The organism is Flagellimonas sp. CMM7 (assembly GCF_021390195.1).
Classification (GTDB): domain Bacteria; phylum Bacteroidota; class Bacteroidia; order Flavobacteriales; family Flavobacteriaceae; genus Flagellimonas.
The window spans coordinates 871,200-891,598 of the sequence record NZ_CP090003.1 but is presented as its reverse complement, the minus strand read 5'-3'; the positions used below and the strand labels follow the sequence as shown (position 1 = coordinate 891,598).

Sequence of the window (20,399 nt, the reverse complement as noted above, 5' to 3'; positions counted from 1 at the left end):
AAAACTAGTTGGTCTAAGTGGGCAAATATAGGCAATTCAAATCACACAGATTTACAGTATTTGGTTCTTCAAAAATTAGGTTTCATACAAATTACCATAGCAGATAAAACCTTTGCGTTGGACGTTAGGAGCAATTTTTCCGATAAAATGTATTTTTTCTCTGAATTGTGGAATATTTATTAACAAATGTGTCTTTAAGTGGAGAAATGTGGAAATAAAATCTATATATTTGAGTTATAGTTTGTAATCAATTGATTTCTAGTGACCCATATCATAGGACAACACGACTGTAAAGCTGATACCAAAGGAAGGGTAATACTCCCTATTTCCTTAAAGAATCAGTTGTTGCCAGTTTTGAACGAAGGCTTTGTGATCAAGCGATCTGTTTTTCAGCAGTGCCTAGAGCTTTATCCAAAGAGTGAGTTTGATGCGTTGATGCAAAAGGTGCTGAAGAAAAGTAAGATCAACAGAAAGTACGATGCCTTTGTTAGAAACTTTGTTGCGGGAATGAAGGAAGTAACGATTGATGGGGATACAGCCAGATTACAGATACCAAAGAACTTGGTTGAATACGCTGAAATTGGAAAAGAAGTAGTTCTAAATGCAGTTTTTGACAAAATAGAGATTTGGAACAAAGATAAGTACGAGATGGTCTTGGCGGATAGTGAAAAGGACTATGCGGACTTGGCCGAAGAGATTTTTGCTGACGATGATTAGCCAATATCATAATCCTGTACTGCTTCAAGAGTCGGTGGATGGATTAAATATAAAAGAAGATGGAGTTTATGTTGATGTCACTTTTGGTGGCGGAGGACACTCCAAAGAGATATTGAAAAGACTGGGGAGGGGAGGAAAGTTGTTTGCCTTCGATCAAGATGAGGATGCGTTGGTAAATGCAATTGATGATGATAGATTTCAGTTGATCAATCAGAATTTTCAATTTCTCAAGCAGTTTTTAAAGTTCTATGGCATTCGGAAAGTTGATGGAATCTTGGCAGATTTTGGAGTTTCTTCCCATCAGTTTGATGAGGCGGAACGTGGGTTCTCAATTCGTTTTAACGCAGATTTGGATATGCGAATGAATAGGAACAATTCATTATCTGCGTATCAGGTGGTCAATAAGTATTCCCAAGAAAATTTAGCGTCAGTTTTGTTTCAATACGGCGAATTGCGAAATGCAAATGCTATAGCCAACGCTATTGTAGAATCAAGATTGGGAACTCCAATAAAAACCACAGACCAGTTAAAAGAGATTTTGAAGCGGTTTTTACCCAAAATGAAGGAGAACAAGATTTTGGCGCAGATCTACCAAGCAATTAGAATTGAGGTCAACCAAGAGATAGAGGTGCTTAAGGATTTTTTGCTTCAAGCACCGGAGGTTCTTAAAGAAGGGGGACGACTTAGTTTAATAAGTTATCATTCTTTGGAAGATAGATTGGTCAAAAGATTTATTAGAGCGGGAAAATTTGAAGGGGAACCAGAAAAAGACTTTTACGGGAATATTGATGTGCCGTTGAAAAAAGTGGGCGGATTAATAGTCCCATCAGCAGAAGAAATTGCACAGAACAATAGAGCAAGAAGCGCAAAACTCCGGATTGCAGAAAGGATATAAAATTAGAGAACGAAAATGAAAAAAGGATTACTGGACATATTAAAAGGAAAGTTTTTGGTTAGCGGAGATGCCCCCAAGAACTGGATGTTTCTGTTTTTTGCCTCCTTTTTAGCTGCTATGATGATTTCCAGTAGCCACAGAGCAGACAAAAAAGTCCATGAAATTGCTGCTTTAAGTGAAGAGGTTCGTATGCTTAAAAGTGAGTTTTTTGAACACAGATCAACTGTTCAGCAATTAAAGTTGGAATCTACTTTAAGAGAGTCAGTGGCGGTCGAAGGGCTTATTCCTTCAAAGAACCCTCCGCAGAAGATTCAAGTAAAATCAGAAAAATAATGGCAATAACGGAAAAAAATATCATGAATAGGCTATACCTAGTTACGGGTTGTCTTGTTGTTTTTTCTATTTGCGTCGTAGTAAAGTTGGTGGATATCCAAATGATAAAAGGGGAGGATTACAAAGAACTTGCCCTTAATAATACTGAAAAGATGTTCACTATAGAGCCAAATAGGGGTAATCTATATTCAGATGATGGTAGTCTACTTGCCGCATCGGTTCCAAAATATGAGATTCGGTTTGATGCAAAAACTGTATCAGAAGAAAATTTTCAAAACAACGTTGCGGCGCTTTCGGACTCTTTGGGGAATCTTTTTGATAGACCATCTTCTTATTATAGACAGCTTTTTAGAAAAGCAAGGGCAAATAACAATAGATACAAATTGGTGGCTAGAAACATAGACTACTTGGATTATATACGCATAAAACAGTTTCCACTGTTTGAGTTGGGGCCCTACAAAGGTGGATTTATTGAAAAACACCGCGTTGTTCGTGAATACCCTTTGGGTAAAATGGCAGCCAGAAGTATTGGTTATGAAAAAGTTGATGAAAACGGATACTACACAAGGGTAGGTCTAGATGGTGCTTTTGGAGAACAGTACTTAAGAGGGAAAGAAGGAAAACGATTAAAGCAGAAGATAGCCAAGGGCCAGTGGAAACCAGTGGGTCTGGACAATATTGTTGAGCCACAAGATGGCTTGGATGTAGTTTCCACTATCGATATCAACATTCAAGACATTGCCCATCATGAGCTTCTTGCACAATTGGAGAAATACCAAGCAGATCACGGGTGCGTGGTTGTAATGGAAACTGCTACGGGAGAAATAAAAGCTATTTCCAATTTGGGCAGAACTTCTGAAGGGAAGTATTATGAAAAGCTGAATTATGCTGTGGGAGAATCTCATGAACCGGGCTCAACCTTTAAATTGATGTCAATGATAGCTGCCTTGGAAGACAAAGTGATTGATACCAGCACTGTAATTGATACAGAGAAAGGAAGGTACAGAATTTATGATCGCGTGGTAAAAGATTCTAAATGGGGCGGCTATGGAAAGGTTTCTGCCTCAAAAGCTTTTGCTGTTTCTTCCAATACGGCTTTTGCAAAAATTATTAATGAGAATTATAAAGAGAATCCAAAAAAGTTTGTGGATCGCCTTATGAACATGGGGCTACATAAAAAGTTGGGCATACCTATCATTGGCGAAGGAGATCCTGTAATTCGATATCCAGGTGATGAAGGATGGTCAGGAATTTCCTTGGGATGGATGTCACATGGTTATGAAGTCTCGATGACACCTATGCAGACATTGGCTTTTTACAATGCCATTGCTAATGATGGAGAATTTGTAAAGCCTAGATTAATCAAAGAGGTGCGAGAAGGTAATAAGGTACTTAAAAGGTTTGATAAGGAAATTGCAAATGCTTCCATCTGTTCCAAAGAGACCGTGAAAAAAGCTCAGCAGTTATTGAAAGATGTAGTAGAGAAAGAATACGGCACTGGTCATGGATTGTATTCAAAAAGCTTTTCAATGGCTGGTAAGACAGGAACTTGTCAGAAAAACTATGTAGCCAAAGACCCAGATAAACTAGCTTATATTTCGTCATTCGCGGGATACTTTCCTGCAGACAATCCAAAATATTCCTGTATCGTAATTATTCATGAGCCTGATAAAAGTGTTGGGTACTACGGAGCAGATGTATCCGGACCAGTTTTTAAATCTATGGCTCAAAAAATTTATACCACCTCTCCAACTATAGATGAAGTGAAGGGTAAAGCCTTTGATGAGGATACTTTGGAGGAAAAATACACACAATATTATGCTCAGTCCCAAAAAAAATATACAAAAGTCCCCAATGTAAAAGGAATGTGCGGAATGGATGCAATTTCCTTATTGGAAAATATGGGGTTGCATGTAGAGGTTAAGGGAAATGGAAAAGTAAAGAAGCAATCCATTGATCAAGGAACAGATATAAATCAAGTTAAAAAAATAGTGCTTGAACTTTCATGAAATTACTGAAAGACATATTGTATGGAGCTAGTCTTTCTGCGGTAAGCGGAAATACAAACGTTATGGTCAACCATGTTCATTTTGACTCTAGAAAAGTTGGAATGGATGATGTATTTGTAGCAATTAGAGGATTGGTTACGGATGGACACAAGTACATTCAAAAAGCTGTGGAATCTGGCGCAAAAGCCGTTGTTTGCGAGGAACTTCCTGAGTTGTTGGTTAATGGCGTAACCTATTTGAAGGTCATTAACTGTAATAGTGCTTTGGCCATAATAGCATCCAACTACTATGACAGCCCTTCCAAGAATCTTAAACTGGTAGGTATTACCGGAACCAATGGTAAAACTACGGTAAGCACACTTTTGTACAATCTGTTCAAAAAAGCTGGTTTCAAAGTTGGGTTAATTTCTACCATAAAGATAATGGTGGATGAAAAAGAATACCCTACTAACTTAACCACTCCAGATGTTTTAACTATAAACGAACATCTGTTCCAGATGAGTGAAGAAGGAGTGGAATTTTGTTTTATGGAGGTCAGTTCACATGGAATCTATCAAAAAAGGTCTGAAGGACTGCATTTTGAAGGTGCGATTTTTACAAACCTTTCGCATGATCATCTGGATTATCATAAAACTTTTGCAGAGTACCGGGATACTAAGAAAAAGCTCTTTGATGACCTGCCTAAAACAGCTTTTGCCTTAAGTAACATCGATGACAAAAATGGTTTGGTGATGCTCCAAAACACCAAAGCAAAAAAATACACGTATGCACTTAAATCTTATGCGGATTATAGAGCACAGATATTAGAAAAACAGTTTGACGGACAGCTGCTGAAAATTGATGATAACGAACTGTGGTCTAAACTTATTGGGGATTTTAATGCTTACAACCTTTTGGCTATTTATGCTACTGCAGATCTTTTAGGTTTAGAAAAAATAGAAACCCTGAAACTTATCAGTGAGTTGGAAAACGTGGATGGTAGGTTTCAATATTTCATATCAAAAGAAAAAATAACGGCAATTGTTGATTATGCCCATACGCCGGATGCACTAAAAAATGTATTGGTTACAATCAATGCATTGAGGACTGGAAATGAAAACGTCATCACCGTAGTGGGGTGTGGTGGTGACCGTGATAAGTCTAAGCGTCCGGTTATGGGTCATATCGCTTCAGAAATGAGCAATCAGGCCATTTTTACATCAGATAACCCAAGAACTGAGCCTCCTGCTACTATCATTGAAGAGATGGAAGCAGGGGTTGAGCCCCAAAACACCAAAAAAACTTTGGCCATTGAAAATAGAAAGCAAGCAATAAGGACAGCTTGTAAACTGGCTTTGGCAAATGATATCATTTTAGTTGCAGGAAAGGGTCATGAGACTTACCAGGAGACGAATGGAGTAAGGGTAGATTTTGATGATTTTAAAGAAATAAAGGAGGCCTTGGCCGATTTAAATAAATAATTGTAGTTCATGTTATACTACTTGTTCGAATATTTGGAAAATCAATATCAATTGCCGGGAGCATCATTGTTCCAGTTCCAGACATTTAGAGCGGGAATGGCAGTCTTGTTTTCACTGTTGATTGCCATGGTCTACGGAAAGCGGATTATTCTGTTTTTGCAAAAAAAACAGATTGGTGAAAGCATTCGCGATTTAGGTCTGGAAGGTCAAAAACAAAAAGCGGGAACGCCAACAATGGGAGGGTTGATCATCATTATGTCAACACTTTTACCAGTGTTGTTGTTTGCGGATGTCAAAAATATTTATATCATCCTATTGGTGGTTACAACCATATGGATGGGTATCATTGGATTTGTGGATGACTACATCAAAATCTTTAAGAAAGACAAAAAAGGACTAAAGGGAAGATTTAAAATATTGGGCCAAGTGGTATTGGGGTTAATTGTAGGTGCCGTCCTGTATTTTCATCCTGAAGTGACCATCAAAGAAAAAGATACTACCCGAATAACAGAAAACTTTAAAGTAGAAAAGGTATTTGGACAAGATGTAAAATCATTGGGTACAAATGTTCCATTTTTCAAGAATAATGAACTGGATTATGCAGATTGGATTACTTGGGCGGGTGACGGATTGGAAGATTATGCTTGGTTGATTTTTATTCCAGTAGTGATATTGATCGTTACGGCGGTTTCTAATGGGGCAAACCTTACAGATGGAATTGACGGCCTCGCAGCAGGTTCATCGGCCATAATTGTATTGACATTGGGCATTTTTGCCTTAGTATCTGGCAATATCCAATTTTCTGATTATCTCGATATTTTTTACATCCCTAGAGTTGGGGAGCTTTTGATTTTCATTGCGGCATTTGTGGGAGCTTTGGTCGGGTTCTTATGGTACAATGCATATCCTGCCCAAGTCTTTATGGGAGATACAGGTAGCTTGACTATTGGCGGAGTAATAGCGGTTATAGCAATTATTGTGAGAAAGGAATTGTTGATTCCACTTCTCTGTGGAATTTTCTTTGCGGAGACGCTATCCGTAATGCTTCAGGTAAGCTACTTTAAAAGAACAAAAAAGAAATATGGCGAGGGTAAAAGGTTGTTTCTAATGGCGCCATTGCATCATCATTATCAAAAGAAATTATATCACGAAAGTAAGATAGTCACCCGATTTTGGATTATTGGAATTTTATTGGCAATTGTCAGTATTGTGACATTAAAAATCAGGTAGATGGCTCGCTTGGTAATACTTGGAGGAGGAGAAAGTGGTGTTGGAACAGCAATACTGGGGAAGAAAAAAGGATTTGAAGTCTTTGTCTCGGACAAAGGAGAAATAAAGTCAGCGTACAAAAAAGTTCTTGAACATTTTGAGATTGAATGGGAATCAGGCATCCATACAGAATCTAAGATTCTAAATGCCGATGTGGTCATGAAAAGTCCGGGCATACCAGATAAGGTTGCTTTAGTGCAAAAATTGATTGCAAAGGGTGTGTCTGTTGTTTCTGAGATAGAGTTTGCATCAAAATATACCAGTGCAACCTTAATTGGAATTACAGGAAGTAATGGCAAAACCACGACAACAATATTAACACATCACTTGCTTAAAAATGATGGATTTAATGTTGGGATGGCAGGGAATATTGGCGATAGCTATGCTAAAATGGTTGCCGAACAAGATTTTGGTCATTATGTATTGGAGATAAGTAGTTTTCAATTGGATGGTATCATTGATTTTAAACCGTATGTAGCCATCCTTACCAATATTACTCCGGATCATTTAGATCGATATGAATATAAGTTTGAGAACTATATCGCTTCAAAGTTTCGGATAGCGATGAATCAGGATAAAAACGATTATCTGATATATGATGCAGATGATGAAGTGATTAAAGGTTGGTTAAAAAAACATCCAGTTCAATCCAAATTGGTTCCTTTTTCACTGAAGGAAAAACAAGAAGAAGGCGCTTGGCTCGAAAATGAAATAATTAAAATGAATATAGAACATAAAACCTTGGAAATGAGTACAGATATTTTGGCCTTGGATGGCCAACACAACGTAAAGAACACCATGGCCGCAGGACTTGCTGCCTTATTGGTAAATGTTAGAAAAGAAACAATCCGTCAGAGTATTCAAACCTTCCAAGGAGTTCCTCATAGACTGGAAAAAGTTCTAAAAATTAACCATGTAGAATACATTAACGACTCCAAGGCAACTAATGTAAATGCTACTTATTACGCCCTAGACGGAATTAAAAAACCGATTGTTTGGATTGTAGGTGGTGTAGACAAGGGAAACGATTATAAGGAGTTGATGCCAATGGTGAGAGAAAAGGTTAAAGCTATAGTTTGTTTAGGAATGGATAATTCCAAACTGAAGGATGTCTTTGGCAATGTTATCGATTTGATGGTGGAAACCTATTCCATGGAAGAAGCTGTAAAGGTGGCATATAAGATTTCAGAAAGGGGAGATTCCGTTTTGCTATCTCCTGCCTGCGCAAGTTTTGATCTTTTTGAAAACTATGAGGATAGAGGAAATCAATTTAAAGCAGCAATCAAAAATTTATAAGAATGTTAGCGGTATTTAAAAATTTGAAAGGTGATAAAGCCATTTGGGGTGTAGTAGCCCTATTGGCACTTTTCTCGTTTTTACCGGTTTATAGTGCAAGTACAAATCTGGTATATGTAAATGATGATGGCACAACCTTTGGGCATTTAATAAAGCATGCGGTGCTTTTGTTTTTAGGGTTTGGGATTATATACGCAGTACACCGCATACCAACACATTATTTTAAAGGACTTTCTATAATAGCATTACCCATTGTTTTAATTCTATTGGTGTATACCCTTACCGTGGAAACTAAAATAGGAGGTGTTACTGCAAACAGATGGATTAAGATTCCGTTTGTTGGGGTCAATTTTCAAACATCAACATTAGCATCCGTTGTTTTAATGATATGGATTGCACGGTATTTGACAAAAATCAAAGATGCTGCAATTACATTCAAAGAAAGCATATTGCCATTGTGGTTACCAACTGCTTTAGTTGTTTTGTTGATTTTGCCGGAGAATTTTTCCACAGCTGCCATTATTTGCTTTTTAGTATTGGTACTCTGTTTTTTAGGAGGATATCCATTAAAATATTTGTTTGCCATCGTAGGGACTGGAATTGTGCTTTCCGGAATGTTTTTGTTTGTACTGTTTAAGACCCCAGAGATATTACCACAACGAGCAGGCACATGGAAATCCAGAATTGAGACTTTTTGGAGTCCTGAGAAAGCAGGGAAGGATGATTTGCATCAACTTACACTTGCAAAAATTGCTATTGCTGAAGGTGGTGTTGTTGGGAAAGGAGCAGGGAAAAGCGTTATAAAAAATATGCTTTCGCAAAGCACATCAGATTTCATTTTTGCAATCATCATAGAAGAGTATGGTCTGTTGGGAGGAGGGGCGTTACTGTTCTTCTATTTGCTTTTGCTGTTTAGGATTGTAGTGGTGGCAAATTCAGCCAAGACCATTTTTTCCAAATTGTTGGTTATCGGAGTGGGATTGCCTATCGTTTTCCAGGCATTCATCAATATGGCCGTGGTGGTACAATTGTTTCCCGTAACAGGTCAACCTTTACCATTGATCAGTATGGGCGGGACATCTATTTGGATGACCTGTATGGCGATTGGCATTATACTGAGCGCAAGCAATAAAAAAGAGAATTTAGAGGAGGAATCCTATAATATAGATGAAAGTAATCCTTTAGAAGTATTAAGTGGGCAACTATAGGTTTATACTTTCTGGAGGAGGTACGGGAGGACATATTTATCCGGCGATAGCGATAGCCAATGAACTAAAAAGGAGGCATCCAAAAGCTGAGTTTTTATTTGTTGGAGCTAAGGATAAAATGGAAATGGAAAAAGTGCCGCAAGCAGGATATAAGATAGAGGGTTTGTGGATAAGTGGATTGCAACGGAAACTGACACTTAAAAATTTAATGTTTCCATTAAAATTGGTGATTAGTTTGATTAGAGCACGGCAAATAACAAAACAGTTTAGACCCAATGTGGCCATTGGCACGGGGGGATTTGCTAGTGGGCCATTGCTAAAAATGGCTGCTGGTGCCAAAATTCCGTGTGTACTCCAGGAACAAAACTCTTATGCGGGCATCACAAACAAATTATTGGCAAGCAAGGCTAAACGTATTTGTGTGGCCTATGATAGAATGGAGCAGTTTTTTCCAAAGGAAAAGATAATCAAGACGGGCAATCCAGTGCGTTCAGATTTGGTGGATTTGAAGGTAGATAAAAAAGAAGCAATTGATTTTTTTGGTTTGAATGCAAACAAGAAAACCATATTGATCATAGGCGGGAGTCTGGGAGCGAGAAGGGTAAATCAATTGATTGAAAAAGAACTAGTTTTTTTTGAGAATCAAGAAGTGCAGCTAATATGGCAGTGCGGTAAACTCTATTATGAAGATTATAAACAACATGATTCAAACTCGGTAAAGGTTTTAGCCTTTTTAAATAGAATGGATTATGCCTATGCAGCTGCAGATATCATCATATCTAGAGCAGGAGCGGGATCTGTATCAGAATTGTGTTTAGTAGGAAAGCCTGTACTATTTATACCATCACCCAATGTGGCGGAAGACCATCAAACTAAGAATGCAAAAGCACTGGTTTCTAAAGATGCGGCACTTATGCTAAAAGAGAGTGAATTAGATACTGATTTTGAAAAAAGTTTTGTAGACCTCATAAATTCAATGGATACTCAAAATAAGTTGAGTGCCAATATTAAGCAGCTGGCTATGCCAAAAGCCACGGAACATATCGTTGATGAAATTGAAAAATTATTGAAATGAATTTGAAGGACATCCATAACGTCTTCTTTATTGGTATCGGAGGTATTGGTATGTCTGCTTTGGCGCGCTATTTTAATTATATAGGTAAGAACGTTATAGGCTATGACAAGACAAGAACTCCAATAACAGATGAACTTGTTAGTCATGGTATAGTAGTGCATTTTGAAGACAAAGTTGACCTGATACCAGATGCTTGCAAACAAAGGGAAAATACACTGGTTATCTATACGCCAGCAGTACCTTCCACACATTCCCAATTACAATTTTTTAGAAGTAAGAGCTTTGAAATAAAAAAACGCTCGGAGGTACTCGGCATTATTACAAAAGACACCTTTTGTTTTGCGGTTGCGGGAACCCACGGGAAGACTACAACCTCATGTATTTTGGCCCATTTGCTTAAAGAGAGTGGTACTCCTTTAACAGCTTTTTTAGGAGGTATTTCAGAAGATTTCAATAGCAATTTTGTGTTGGAGGGAACCGAATACTCTGTTGTTGAAGCTGATGAGTTTGATAGGTCGTTTTTACAACTTTCTCCTGATGTGGCTTGTATCACTTCTATGGATGCCGATCACTTGGATATTTATGGAACCAGTGAAGAATTACAACAATCCTTTCGGGATTTTGTTGCAAAAATAAAACCTAGTGGAATGCTTTTCGTTAGGAACGGACTACCGTTGCAAGGAGCTACCTATGGAATTGAGGATGGGTCGGATTACCGTATTGAAAATATTTTAATTGAACATGGCACCTACATATTTGATTTGATTACGCCCAAGGAGGTATTGGAACAAGTTCGTTTTAATAAACCTGGCCGGCATAATTTGCTTAATGGACTAGCAGCTTTTGCAATGGCAGTGCAGGCTGGTTCCCCGCCGCACCGCCTTGCCAAGGCATTAGGGACCTTTAAAGGGGTGCAAAGAAGGTTTTCCTACCAGATACAGGATTCAGATTTTACTTTTATTGATGACTATGCACATCACCCCACAGAGATTAGTGCAGTTTATAACGCCATAAAAGAAATGCATCCAAATGAGCAAATAACTGCGGTTTTTCAGCCTCATTTATTTTCTAGGACACAGGATTTTGCTGATGATTTCGCTGAAAGCTTGTCAAAATTTGATATGGTTTTGTTATTGGAAATCTATCCAGCAAGAGAAGAGCCCATTAAGGGAATTACGTCCACATGGCTATTGGATAAAATTGAAAATCCACGAAAAAAATTGGTTTCCAAATCAAACCTTATAAATGAAATAAAGAATTGTAGAACAGGTGTTTTAGTGACGATGGGAGCTGGTGATATTGGAATGGAGATACCAAAAATAAAAAAGGAATTAGCGTATGCGAGTTAATTGGAATTACATAAAATTGACGTTTTTGTCCATAGCCATAATTGGGCTTTACAGTTTTGCAGAACACCGCAGTAAGAAGAAAAGTGTTAATGAGATATCCATTAAATTTTTGGGAGACAACAACTTATACCTCACAGAAGCCTCAGTTAATAAATTGTTAATACAAAATTATGGAGCAGTAAAAAATAGGGCTAAAGAAGAATTAGTTTTGAATACCATAGAGGATATTATACTGTCCAATGATATGGTGAAAAACGCCCAAGTCTATCTTACTGTAAATGGAGAACTTATATCTAAGATTGTTCAGCGTAAACCAATTGGAAGAGTAGAGGGAATCTCTAAATTTTATTTGGATGATTTAGGAAAGCGTATGCCTTTATCCAAGCATCATTCAGCTAGAGTTCCCATAATCACGGGTAAAATCACGGGTAAAACCCTTGAGGATGCCTATACGATTTTAAATTATATCAACGAGGACGATTTTCTTAGGAAAAATGTTATCGGTATACATGTTGAGGAAGAAGGTAAATATCAATTAAAGTTTCGTTTAGAAAACTTTGTAGTGAATTTGGGCGGAGTGGAAAATCTCAATGAGAAGTTCAAAAATTTCATGGCATTTTATGCAAAAGCTGCCAAAGACAATTCTTTGGAGAAATATGCAACAGTAAGTTTAGAATTCAATAATCAAGTGGTTTGCACCAAAATATAAAGTATGGAACAAGGTAATTATTCAGTTGGTTTGGATATTGGAACTACCAAGATCGTTGCGATCATTGGTAAGGAAAATGAGTATGGCAAAATAGAAATTTTAGGAACAGGTAAGTCAAAGAGCTTAGGTGTCCATAGAGGAGTGGTCAACAATATTACCCAGACCATTTCATCTATTCAACAAGCAGTGGAACAAGCTGAGGTGGATTCTGGATTAAAAATAGGTTCTGTGGTCGTGGGTATTGCAGGGCAGCATATTAGAAGCCTTCAGCATAGCGATTACATCACAAGACCAAATTCGGAAGAGGTGATTAATGATGATGATTTAGAGAAACTCTGTAATCAAGTCTACAAGTTGGTCATGCTTCCGGGTGAAGAGATCATACATGTTTTGCCACAAGAGTACCGAGTGGATGGGCAGCCAGAAATTAAAGAACCCAAAGGGATGTATGGCGGTCGCCTAGAAGCCAATTTTCATGTGGTGGTCGGGCAAGTTTCATCCATCAAAAATATTGGTAGATGTATTAAGAGCGCAGGTCTGGACTTAGCAAACATCACATTGGAGCCACTGGCATCAGCAGAAGCGGTATTAAGTCAAGAAGAAAAAGAGGCAGGGGTAGCATTGATTGATATAGGAGGTGGAACTACTGACCTTGCAATTTTCAAAGATGGAATTATTAGACATACTTCCGTAATACCCTTTGGAGGAAATGTCATTACTGAAGATATAAAAGAAGGTTGCTCAATTATAGAGAAGCAAGCGGAATTATTAAAGATAAAATTTGGTTCTGCCTGGCCAGGTGAAAATAAGGATAACGAGATTGTATCCATTCCTGGACTAAGGGGTAGGGAACCTAAAGAAATCACTTTGAAAAACCTATCTAAAATTATTCACGCTAGAGTCGTGGAGATTGTAGAGCAGGTATATGTGGAAATAAAGAATTACGGCCACGAGGAACAAAAGAAAAAACTGATAGCAGGTATAGTGTTGACCGGTGGAGGAAGCCAGTTAAAACATTTGAAACAGCTAGTTGAATACATTACCGGGATGGATACACGTATTGGCTATCCCAATGAGCATTTGGCAGGAGATTCTGAAGAAGAGATTGCAAGTCCACTGTATGCAACTGCAGTGGGTCTTTTGATGAATGCTTTGGAAACGACATCCATGAATACGATCATGGAAGAAGAAATGCAAGAAGATGAACAGGTTTTGGTAGGCCAGGAGCATGTACCAAGCAACAAAACGGCAAATATGTCGATGAAAGAAAGAAAATCCATTTTTGACAAGTGGTCTGAAAAACTAAAGGACTTTTTGGACAACGCGGAGTAATAACCCTAGAGAGCATACCCTAATAAGTAACAAAAAACGATCATGAGTAAAAGCACCGAATTTGATAACATAGGTTTTGATCTTCCCAAGAACAAAAGCAACGTAATAAAGGTAATTGGCGTTGGTGGTGGAGGTAGTAATGCCATCAATCACATGTTCCAGGCAGGTATCAATGGAGTGGATTTTGTAATCTGCAATACAGATGCCCAAGCTTTACAAAATAGTACGGTTCCCAATAAAATTCAATTGGGTGTATCCCTAACAGAAGGACTTGGCGCTGGAGCCAATCCAGATGTTGGTGAGCAAGCAGCTTTGGAAAGCATGGAAGATCTAAAAACATTGCTAGGACATACTACTAAAATGGTTTTCATTACGGCCGGTATGGGTGGTGGTACAGGAACAGGGGCTGCTCCAATCATTGCCAAAGTAGCAAGGGAGATGGATGTTCTTACCGTAGGTATTGTTACCATTCCTTTTCAGTTTGAAGGCGCTATGCGTAATAAACAGGCGCAGGCTGGTATTGAGAAGCTGCGCGCCAATGTGGATTCGTTAATAGTAATCAACAATAACAAACTACGCGAGGTTTATGGAAACTTGGGCTTCAAAGCTGGCTTTTCAAAAGCGGATGAAGTCTTGGCAACTGCAGCAAAGGGAATTGCAGAAGTTATTACACATCACTATACACAGAATATTGACCTTAGGGATGCCAAAACAGTTCTTTCCAATAGCGGCACTGCTATAATGGGCTCATCTACAGCTTCTGGTTCTGCTCGGGCTGGAGAAGCTATTATGAAGGCGTTGGATTCGCCCTTATTGAATGATAATAAAATAACTGGGGCTAAAAATGTACTGTTACTCATTGTTTCAGGTTCACAAGAAATCACCATTGACGAAATAGGGGAAATCAATGACTATATACAGATTGAAGCAGGACACGGCGCAAACATAATTATGGGTGTTGGCGAAGATGAAAACTTGGGAGATGCCATTGCGGTAACCGTTATAGCTACGGGATTTAATATTGATCAGCAAGATGATATCGTAAATACAGAAACCAAAAAAGTTTTTTATACCCTTGAAGATGAGCAGATTGCTGAGCAAGAACTAACTCCAGATACTACAACGATTCAAGAAGTTAAGGTTGAAACAGCAAATGAACCAGAACCAACGATAGTGAAGCATACACTGGAAATGGAAGAGGAGGAAAAAGCTGAGGAAGCACATTCAAAAGCTGAGGAAGCACATTCAAAAGCTGAGGAGGTCAACCTTATCCCAACTACAAATTATATCAGAAACTTTAATGTTTTTTATGAGGAAGTAGTTCCTGAAAGCGTTGAAGAGGACTTTGTTATCATAGAAGCAAAAAGCATATTGAACGATATTGAAGTGGTTGATCCAGAGGTAATTTCGCCAAAAGCAGCGGAAGATCAATTTGCATTAACTTTTGATATGCCCTTGAATAGAACAGAAGAAACTGAAGAAGAGGAAAAGGAACATACCATTACGTTCAATTTAGATGATGGTTTAAAGGATATTGATGTAAATGAGTATGTAGAGGTAAAGCCAGTTTTGGAATATAAAAAAGAAGGGGAGACCCGTTACAATTTAGAGGAGTACATGGAGTTGGAAACCCAATTAACGGGAGCTAGGTCCGTAGCGGAAACCCATGAGCCCAAATTGGTTGAAGATGAATTGGTGTTTGAGAAGAAAACCATAAAGACTGAGGCTTCCACTGGAGGAGAAAATGCAGCTGGAAACGTGGATCCTTTTAATAGTTCCATCAATGACCTGTTAAAAGATCGTGCAGACGAACGTAGAAAAAAACTAAAGAATTTCAACTACAAATTTCAGAACAACAGAAATAGTATTGATGAAATAGAAAAGCAACCTGCCTATAAAAGACAGGGTGTGGATTTAGATGATACTCCCCAAGAGCAAAAGGTCTCTAGGACAACACTGAGCGAGGACAGCAATGATGATTTGCAATTACGTTCCAACAACTCTTTTTTGCATGATAATGTTGATTAGTAGTGTTTAAATTGAAATCCATTTAGATGGAGAGCATAAACCCGTTGGTTAAGAGACTTTCGGGTTTATTTTTTTATCTTCGCTGCCCAAAACAGAGATAAAATGAGTTTGCAAGATCAGATAATGATAGAGATGAAAACGGCAATGAAAGCAAAGGATACCGTTGCATTAGAATCATTGCGAGCTATTAAATCGGGCATTTTATTGGCAAAGACGGATAAAGGCGCTGGTGGAGAACTTTCTGAGGAAGATGAAATAAAGCTGGTTCAAAAATTGGTAAAGCAACGTAAGGATAGCGCTGCAATTTTCACGGAACAGGGAAGGGAAGATTTAGCTGCCCCTGAGTTGGCCCAAGTAGCGATAATTGAGAAGTTTTTACCAGAACAATTAACCGAAGAAGAAATTGAAAAAGTGGTGGTTATGACCATTGATTCCATTGGCGCTTCAGGAATGCAAGATATGGGTAAGGTCATGGGGATTGTTTCCAAAGAACTGGCTGGGCAAGCTGATGGAAAAACCATTTCCAGTATTGTAAAAGCAAGATTAAGTTAATAAATAAGGCCACGTAGCTCAGCTGAATAGAGCACTGGATTTCGGCTCCAGCGGTCGTAGGTTTGAATCCTACCGTGGTCACAAAAAGCTTTTATTTGATTCCAAAAAATCCGAAGATCTATGATTTTTGGATTTTTTTGTTTGAGTCTTTCCAAGTTTCAAATTCAGTTTTGAGCGTATTGTTGGTTAAAGGGTAAAGCCCAATCACAGATGCACCATTTCCAACTTTTTCAAGTACAAATTCCTCATACAAGGTCATTTCTAAACATTCATCTGCTACATCAGCAGCTAGATGTTGTGGTATGACCATGACCCCATCATTATCACCAACGATAAAATCTCCTGGAAAAACGGCCACATCTCCACAACCAATAGGTTCGTTAATGGCAATGGCCTGATGCAGGGTTAGGTTGGTAGGTGCTGAAGGTCTGCTATGATATGCTGGAAAGTCCAAATCCGCTATTTCAGCGGAATCCCGCAATCCACCATCGGTAACCAATCCAGAGACACCGCGTTTCATCAATCGAGTTGCTAATATTGAACCTGCTGAAGCGGCTCGAGCGTCTTTTCTGCTATCAATGACAAGTACAGCCCCCTTGGGGCATTTTTCAACTGCTACTCGTTGTAAATGTTTTGGATCTTTGAATACTGTTATGGGGTTTAGGTCTTCCCGAGCCGGAATATATCTTAAGGTAAAGGCTGCTCCTACCATGGTTTGTTTTCCTTTTTTGAGAGGACTTATATCTTGGATAAACTGATTTTTCAATCCTCTTTTGAAAAGACTGGTGGCTATAGTGGCGGTGCTTACTTTTTTTAGTTTTTCTATAATTTGATGTGATGGATTCGCCATGTTTTCTTTCAAAATTGTTTGATAATTACTGAACTTCGTTCCAAGTACTCTTTAAAAATTGAAGATCTTTTTTCATACTGGCGAATACTTCCTTCTTGTTTATAGTAAGATTACGCTTTCCGTGTTGGGCTCCACCTAGATCATATTCAAAATGAAGAGATATGGGAACATTAATGTTGTAATTCTTTAGGAGTGAAAAGTATCTTTTAAAATCAACCATCCCTTCTCCCAATGGAGTGTTGATGGGTTTCCATTTTCCATCAACTTTCCCCCACTTAAAATCTTTGATGACTATGGATTTTATAAATGTGTTGATACGCCTTAGACCAAGCTCCCAACTATTTCCACCTTCAACGACTGCATGTCGAATATCATATTGGATACCAAAATGTTCGTTGTTGGTTACCTTTAAGATAGGAGGAAGGTCCCAAACAGGGGCTCCTACATGATTACCCGCGTGATTTTGATAGCAACCGATCAGTCCCAGGTCCTTATTTTGTGCTTCTAATTCCTTGGCCTGTTGCCCATATAATCCCTGACTTTCAGCAATGCTTTGGTCTTCGGGATACTTTAACCAAGCTGTTCGATAATGGGTGAAACCAAACTTACTTGCTGTTTCTAAAACGGTACGCTGTTCTAAATCGTTGGGATCCCAGATATTTGTGGTCATCATACTTGGATTAAGTCCAAATTTTTTCATTGCCTCCACTGCCTTGGGCAAATCATCAACTGCTTTTTCAGGTAGCACATGCCCTTTAGGCCTTACAGTTAAATCTAGACCATCAAAACCCATATCTGTTGCAGCCTCGGACATCTCATTATAGTCAAGAAATTGCAAATGTTTAGAAAACAAGTTTACCTTGATATCGTCTTTCTTATTTGGAAACGTATTTAATAGGACATTGTCAAAGCTCATAATTGGAATACTTCCTAATGCAGTGGTCGATAATTTTGTAAAGTTTCTTCTTGAGATACCTTTTTTATCCTTTTTCATAATCAAGTGCTGATTTGTGTTTTGTCCGCAGAATTTGTGTTAAAAATTTGTAAGTCTTACAAATATATGTATTTTTGGTAAACCAATCTGGTTAACCAATTGTAAGTTGCCAGTGTTTTTCAATTATAATGAGCCTTATTTTAATTTTTAGTAGGCTTCATTTCCACTTTGAAGAAGTAATTGGATGTTGAAATACTAAACTAGATATTGTTACTACTTTAATTGCACCATATAAAAACGAATATGAGCTTCAAAATATCAAAATCAATTTTTATTCATTTTCCATTAGTGATAAGCGCCATTTTACTGCTTAATTGTCGTACTGAAAACAAAAAGCAAAACCCTATTGATAATGTTGGAAAGGTAGGCATGGGCGTTAAGGCAAACGACATTATACCATTTTTCCAACATTGGAATTTAATCTTAGGTGATGGTTCTAACATAGGTCAGGCTACTGAGTATGAGCATAAGAATTTCTTTTATACTACAAGGGATGACAAAGATGATTGGGTAGTATTTAAAACACCCAATGCTGGGAATACTCATGGTACTTCTAACAATACAAGGACTGAACTAGCTCAATTAAAAAAGTGGTCACCGATGACTGAAGCTAAAATGAACGCTACTCTTAAAGTAATGAATGTGGCAACTACTGGTGATGCTAGCGTCGCTGCAACTTACTCGGTAGTCGTAGGTCAGATTCATAGCGCAGATGGACATGAGAATGAACCACTTAAAATATTTTACAAAAAATTTCCTGGTCATACTAAAGGGTCTGTCTTTTGGAATTATGAAATCAATACCGCAGGTGATGATAATTCCAGAAGATGGGATTATTCCTATCCTATCTGGGGCTATGACTTTTCTGTTATTGGGACCGACGAAAACACCTATCCACCAGAACCAGAAAATGGTATTGCATTAGGTGAAGAGTTCAGTTATGAAGTGGAAATCAAGGAAGGAACCATGTATTTGAAATTTACAAGTGAAGGGCATGAAACCAAAACATTTACCAAAAACCTTATTGTCTCTGAATATACAGAACCTGCATTGATTCCGGAACAAGTCAAAAACCTATTTGTGCCCATAGGTCAAGATGGAATGGAGCAAGAAAATGCTTATACCGATGAGGGGTTATTTTTTAAGTTGGGTGCTTACAACCAAACGAACGGAAAAGACCCCAAAGTAAATAAAGTATGGTGTTCTGGTGCTGTAACCCATGGAGGTGATATTCAGAAACAATATGCAGATGGAAACTATGCCGAAGTTTGGTTTAAATCGGCCAACATAACCATCAGCAATGATGCCATTTCCAATGCTGGGTATTTCGAAGCAAATGATGGCTTAAGCGCAAAAACAGTTTATCCAAATGAGGTCATTCCCTTTATGGATAAATTCAAAATATTATTGGGAGACGGAACGACTGCGGAAGATCTCACCGAATTCGAGCATAAAGATTTTTTCTATACCGTAATTGATGGGACAAGACGTTGGGTAGTTTATAAAACGCCAAATTCTGGTGTCACTTCAAAAAACTCAAGCAATACGAGAACAGAGTTGCACGAAAAAAGAGAATGGACGCCTGAAGAAGGAGGCAAACTAACGGGCACGTGTAAGGTCATGCAGGTTTCTGTTTCTGGTGATGCCAGGGTTGCAGCCTCATATTCGGTAGTTGTTGGGCAAATTCATGGTGGCGAAGGGCATGAGAATGAACCCCTAAAAATATTCTACAAGAAATTCCCTGGGCATACCAAAGGATCGGTGTTCTGGAATTATGAAATCAATACTGCTGGCGATGATAATTCACGAAGATGGGATTATTCAACTGCCGTTTGGGGCAATGATATGTCTGTTGTGGGCATAAGCAAAGATGCCTTTCCAAATGAGCCTGCTGATGGTATCGAATTGGGTGAAGAATTCAGTTATGAAGTAAATGTTTATAAGGGTATTATGTATCTCACCTTCAAAAGTGAAGGCCATGAAACAAAAACATTTACTAAAAATCTCATTGAATCTGAATATGCAAACAAATCAGACCTGCCGGTTCAAACCAAAGCATTATTTGTCCCGATAGGACAAGATGGGACCGAACGTCCTTTGGCCTATAGCGGTGAGTTGAATTATTTTAAGCAAGGTGCGTATAATCAAACCAATGGGAAAAGTCCTGAAACAAATATGGTTTGGTGTGCCGGTGCAGAAACATATGGTGGCAATATAGCCAAGCAATATGAAAATGGCTGTTATACAGAAGTGTGGTTCAGAGAAGGAACAGTGGGCCCTGGCAAACCGCCGAAATAATTAGAACTAAAGCAATTCAGGACCA

17 protein-coding genes and 1 tRNA gene are annotated in these 20,399 nt (G+C 38.3%); 16 read left to right on the top strand and 2 right to left on the bottom strand.

Features of this window, described 5'->3' with window-relative positions; translation table 11 throughout:
* Positions 1-261: 261 nt before the first annotated feature.
* The 15 genes from LV704_RS04115 (at position 262) to LV704_RS04045 (ending at position 16,313) form a co-directional block, all read left to right on the top strand.
* A complete protein-coding gene (locus LV704_RS04115; protein WP_163421607.1) occupies positions 262-717 on the top strand; it encodes a division/cell wall cluster transcriptional repressor MraZ in 456 nt (151 codons plus the stop codon).
* Complete coding sequence (gene rsmH / locus LV704_RS04110) at positions 710-1,612, top strand: 16S rRNA (cytosine(1402)-N(4))-methyltransferase RsmH (RefSeq protein ID WP_163421608.1); 903 nt, start codon at positions 710-712, stop codon at positions 1,610-1,612. Before LV704_RS04115 ends, rsmH begins: the two co-directional genes overlap by 8 nt.
* Positions 1,613-1,627: 15 nt before the next feature.
* Positions 1,628-1,945 carry an FtsL-like putative cell division protein gene (locus LV704_RS04105; protein WP_163421609.1) on the top strand — a complete coding sequence of 106 codons (318 nt, stop codon included), beginning with the start codon at positions 1,628-1,630 and terminating at the stop codon, positions 1,943-1,945.
* Positions 1,945-3,954, top strand: a complete 2,010-nt coding sequence (locus LV704_RS04100) for a penicillin-binding protein (protein ID WP_163421610.1) — start codon at positions 1,945-1,947, stop codon at positions 3,952-3,954. The genes LV704_RS04105 and LV704_RS04100 overlap by 1 nt, the downstream gene beginning before the upstream one ends.
* Entirely contained in the window at positions 3,951-5,414 is a 1,464-nt protein-coding gene (locus LV704_RS04095) for a UDP-N-acetylmuramoyl-L-alanyl-D-glutamate--2,6-diaminopimelate ligase (protein ID WP_163421611.1), read from the top strand. Before LV704_RS04100 ends, LV704_RS04095 begins: the two co-directional genes overlap by 4 nt.
* A 9-nt stretch (positions 5,415-5,423) precedes the next feature.
* On the top strand, positions 5,424-6,644 hold the full coding sequence (mraY, locus tag LV704_RS04090; protein WP_163421612.1) for a phospho-N-acetylmuramoyl-pentapeptide-transferase: 1,221 nt from the start codon (positions 5,424-5,426) through the stop codon (positions 6,642-6,644).
* A complete protein-coding gene (gene murD / locus LV704_RS04085) occupies positions 6,645-7,979 on the top strand; it encodes a UDP-N-acetylmuramoyl-L-alanine--D-glutamate ligase (protein WP_163421613.1) in 1,335 nt (444 codons plus the stop codon).
* Between the two features lie 2 nt (positions 7,980-7,981).
* On the top strand, positions 7,982-9,187 hold the full coding sequence (locus LV704_RS04080; protein WP_163421614.1) for an FtsW/RodA/SpoVE family cell cycle protein: 1,206 nt from the start codon (positions 7,982-7,984) through the stop codon (positions 9,185-9,187).
* On the top strand, positions 9,174-10,262 hold the full coding sequence (gene murG / locus LV704_RS04075; RefSeq protein ID WP_163421615.1) for an undecaprenyldiphospho-muramoylpentapeptide beta-N-acetylglucosaminyltransferase: 1,089 nt from the start codon (positions 9,174-9,176) through the stop codon (positions 10,260-10,262). The genes LV704_RS04080 and murG overlap by 14 nt, the downstream gene beginning before the upstream one ends.
* Positions 10,259-11,611: a UDP-N-acetylmuramate--L-alanine ligase gene (murC, locus tag LV704_RS04070; protein WP_163421616.1), complete on the top strand. Its 1,353-nt coding sequence runs from the start codon at positions 10,259-10,261 to the stop codon at positions 11,609-11,611. The genes murG and murC overlap by 4 nt, the downstream gene beginning before the upstream one ends.
* A complete protein-coding gene (locus LV704_RS04065) occupies positions 11,601-12,320 on the top strand; it encodes a cell division protein FtsQ/DivIB (RefSeq protein WP_163421617.1) in 720 nt (239 codons plus the stop codon). Before murC ends, LV704_RS04065 begins: the two co-directional genes overlap by 11 nt.
* A 3-nt stretch (positions 12,321-12,323) precedes the next feature.
* A complete protein-coding gene (gene ftsA, locus LV704_RS04060) occupies positions 12,324-13,652 on the top strand; it encodes a cell division protein FtsA (protein WP_163421618.1) in 1,329 nt (442 codons plus the stop codon).
* Between the two features lie 42 nt (positions 13,653-13,694).
* The gene (gene ftsZ, locus LV704_RS04055) at positions 13,695-15,680 is read left to right on the top strand and encodes a cell division protein FtsZ (protein WP_163421619.1); all 1,986 of its coding nucleotides are present in this window, start codon (positions 13,695-13,697) and stop codon (positions 15,678-15,680) included.
* 102 nt (positions 15,681-15,782) lie between these two features.
* Positions 15,783-16,232, top strand: a complete 450-nt coding sequence (locus tag LV704_RS04050; RefSeq protein ID WP_163421620.1) for a GatB/YqeY domain-containing protein — start codon at positions 15,783-15,785, stop codon at positions 16,230-16,232.
* Between the two features lie 7 nt (positions 16,233-16,239).
* A tRNA-Arg gene (locus tag LV704_RS04045) sits at positions 16,240-16,313 on the top strand.
* Positions 16,314-16,350: 37 nt separating this feature from the next.
* Here LV704_RS04045 and LV704_RS04040 read toward each other — a convergent pair.
* A complete protein-coding gene (locus LV704_RS04040) occupies positions 16,351-17,082 on the bottom strand; it encodes a ribonuclease activity regulator RraA (RefSeq protein WP_163421621.1) in 732 nt (243 codons plus the stop codon).
* 25 nt (positions 17,083-17,107) lie between these two features.
* On the bottom strand, positions 17,108-18,076 hold the full coding sequence (locus tag LV704_RS04035; RefSeq protein WP_163421622.1) for a sugar phosphate isomerase/epimerase: 969 nt from the start codon (positions 18,074-18,076) through the stop codon (positions 17,108-17,110).
* Positions 18,077-18,319: 243 nt separating this feature from the next.
* On the opposite strand from LV704_RS04035, the gene LV704_RS20020 reads away from it, so the two are divergent.
* On the top strand, positions 18,320-20,374 hold the full coding sequence (locus LV704_RS20020; RefSeq protein ID WP_163421623.1) for a polysaccharide lyase family 7 protein: 2,055 nt from the start codon (positions 18,320-18,322) through the stop codon (positions 20,372-20,374).
* Positions 20,375-20,399: the final 25 nt, after the last annotated feature.

Bases quoted from the DNA above. Each gene is read 5' to 3' on its own strand.
- rsmH (WP_163421608.1), top strand. From the start codon at position 710: ATGATTAGCCAATATCATAATCCTGTACTGCTTCAAGAGTCGGTGGAT.
- LV704_RS04105 (WP_163421609.1), top strand. From the start codon at position 1,628: ATGAAAAAAGGATTACTGGACATATTAAAAGGAAAGTTTTTGGTTAGC.
- LV704_RS04100 (WP_163421610.1), top strand. From the start codon at position 1,945: ATGGCAATAACGGAAAAAAATATCATGAATAGGCTATACCTAGTTACG.
- LV704_RS04095 (WP_163421611.1), top strand. From the start codon at position 3,951: ATGAAATTACTGAAAGACATATTGTATGGAGCTAGTCTTTCTGCGGTA.
- mraY (WP_163421612.1), top strand. From the start codon at position 5,424: ATGTTATACTACTTGTTCGAATATTTGGAAAATCAATATCAATTGCCG.
- murD (WP_163421613.1), top strand. From the start codon at position 6,645: ATGGCTCGCTTGGTAATACTTGGAGGAGGAGAAAGTGGTGTTGGAACA.
- LV704_RS04080 (WP_163421614.1), top strand. From the start codon at position 7,982: ATGTTAGCGGTATTTAAAAATTTGAAAGGTGATAAAGCCATTTGGGGT.
- murC (WP_163421616.1), top strand. From the start codon at position 10,259: ATGAATTTGAAGGACATCCATAACGTCTTCTTTATTGGTATCGGAGGT.
- LV704_RS04065 (WP_163421617.1), top strand. From the start codon at position 11,601: ATGCGAGTTAATTGGAATTACATAAAATTGACGTTTTTGTCCATAGCC.
- ftsA (WP_163421618.1), top strand. From the start codon at position 12,324: ATGGAACAAGGTAATTATTCAGTTGGTTTGGATATTGGAACTACCAAG.
- ftsZ (WP_163421619.1), top strand. From the start codon at position 13,695: ATGAGTAAAAGCACCGAATTTGATAACATAGGTTTTGATCTTCCCAAG.
- LV704_RS04050 (WP_163421620.1), top strand. From the start codon at position 15,783: ATGAGTTTGCAAGATCAGATAATGATAGAGATGAAAACGGCAATGAAA.
- LV704_RS04040 (WP_163421621.1), bottom strand. From the start codon at position 17,082: ATGGCGAATCCATCACATCAAATTATAGAAAAACTAAAAAAAGTAAGC.
- LV704_RS04035 (WP_163421622.1), bottom strand. From the start codon at position 18,076: ATGAAAAAGGATAAAAAAGGTATCTCAAGAAGAAACTTTACAAAATTA.
- LV704_RS20020 (WP_163421623.1), top strand. From the start codon at position 18,320: ATGAGCTTCAAAATATCAAAATCAATTTTTATTCATTTTCCATTAGTG.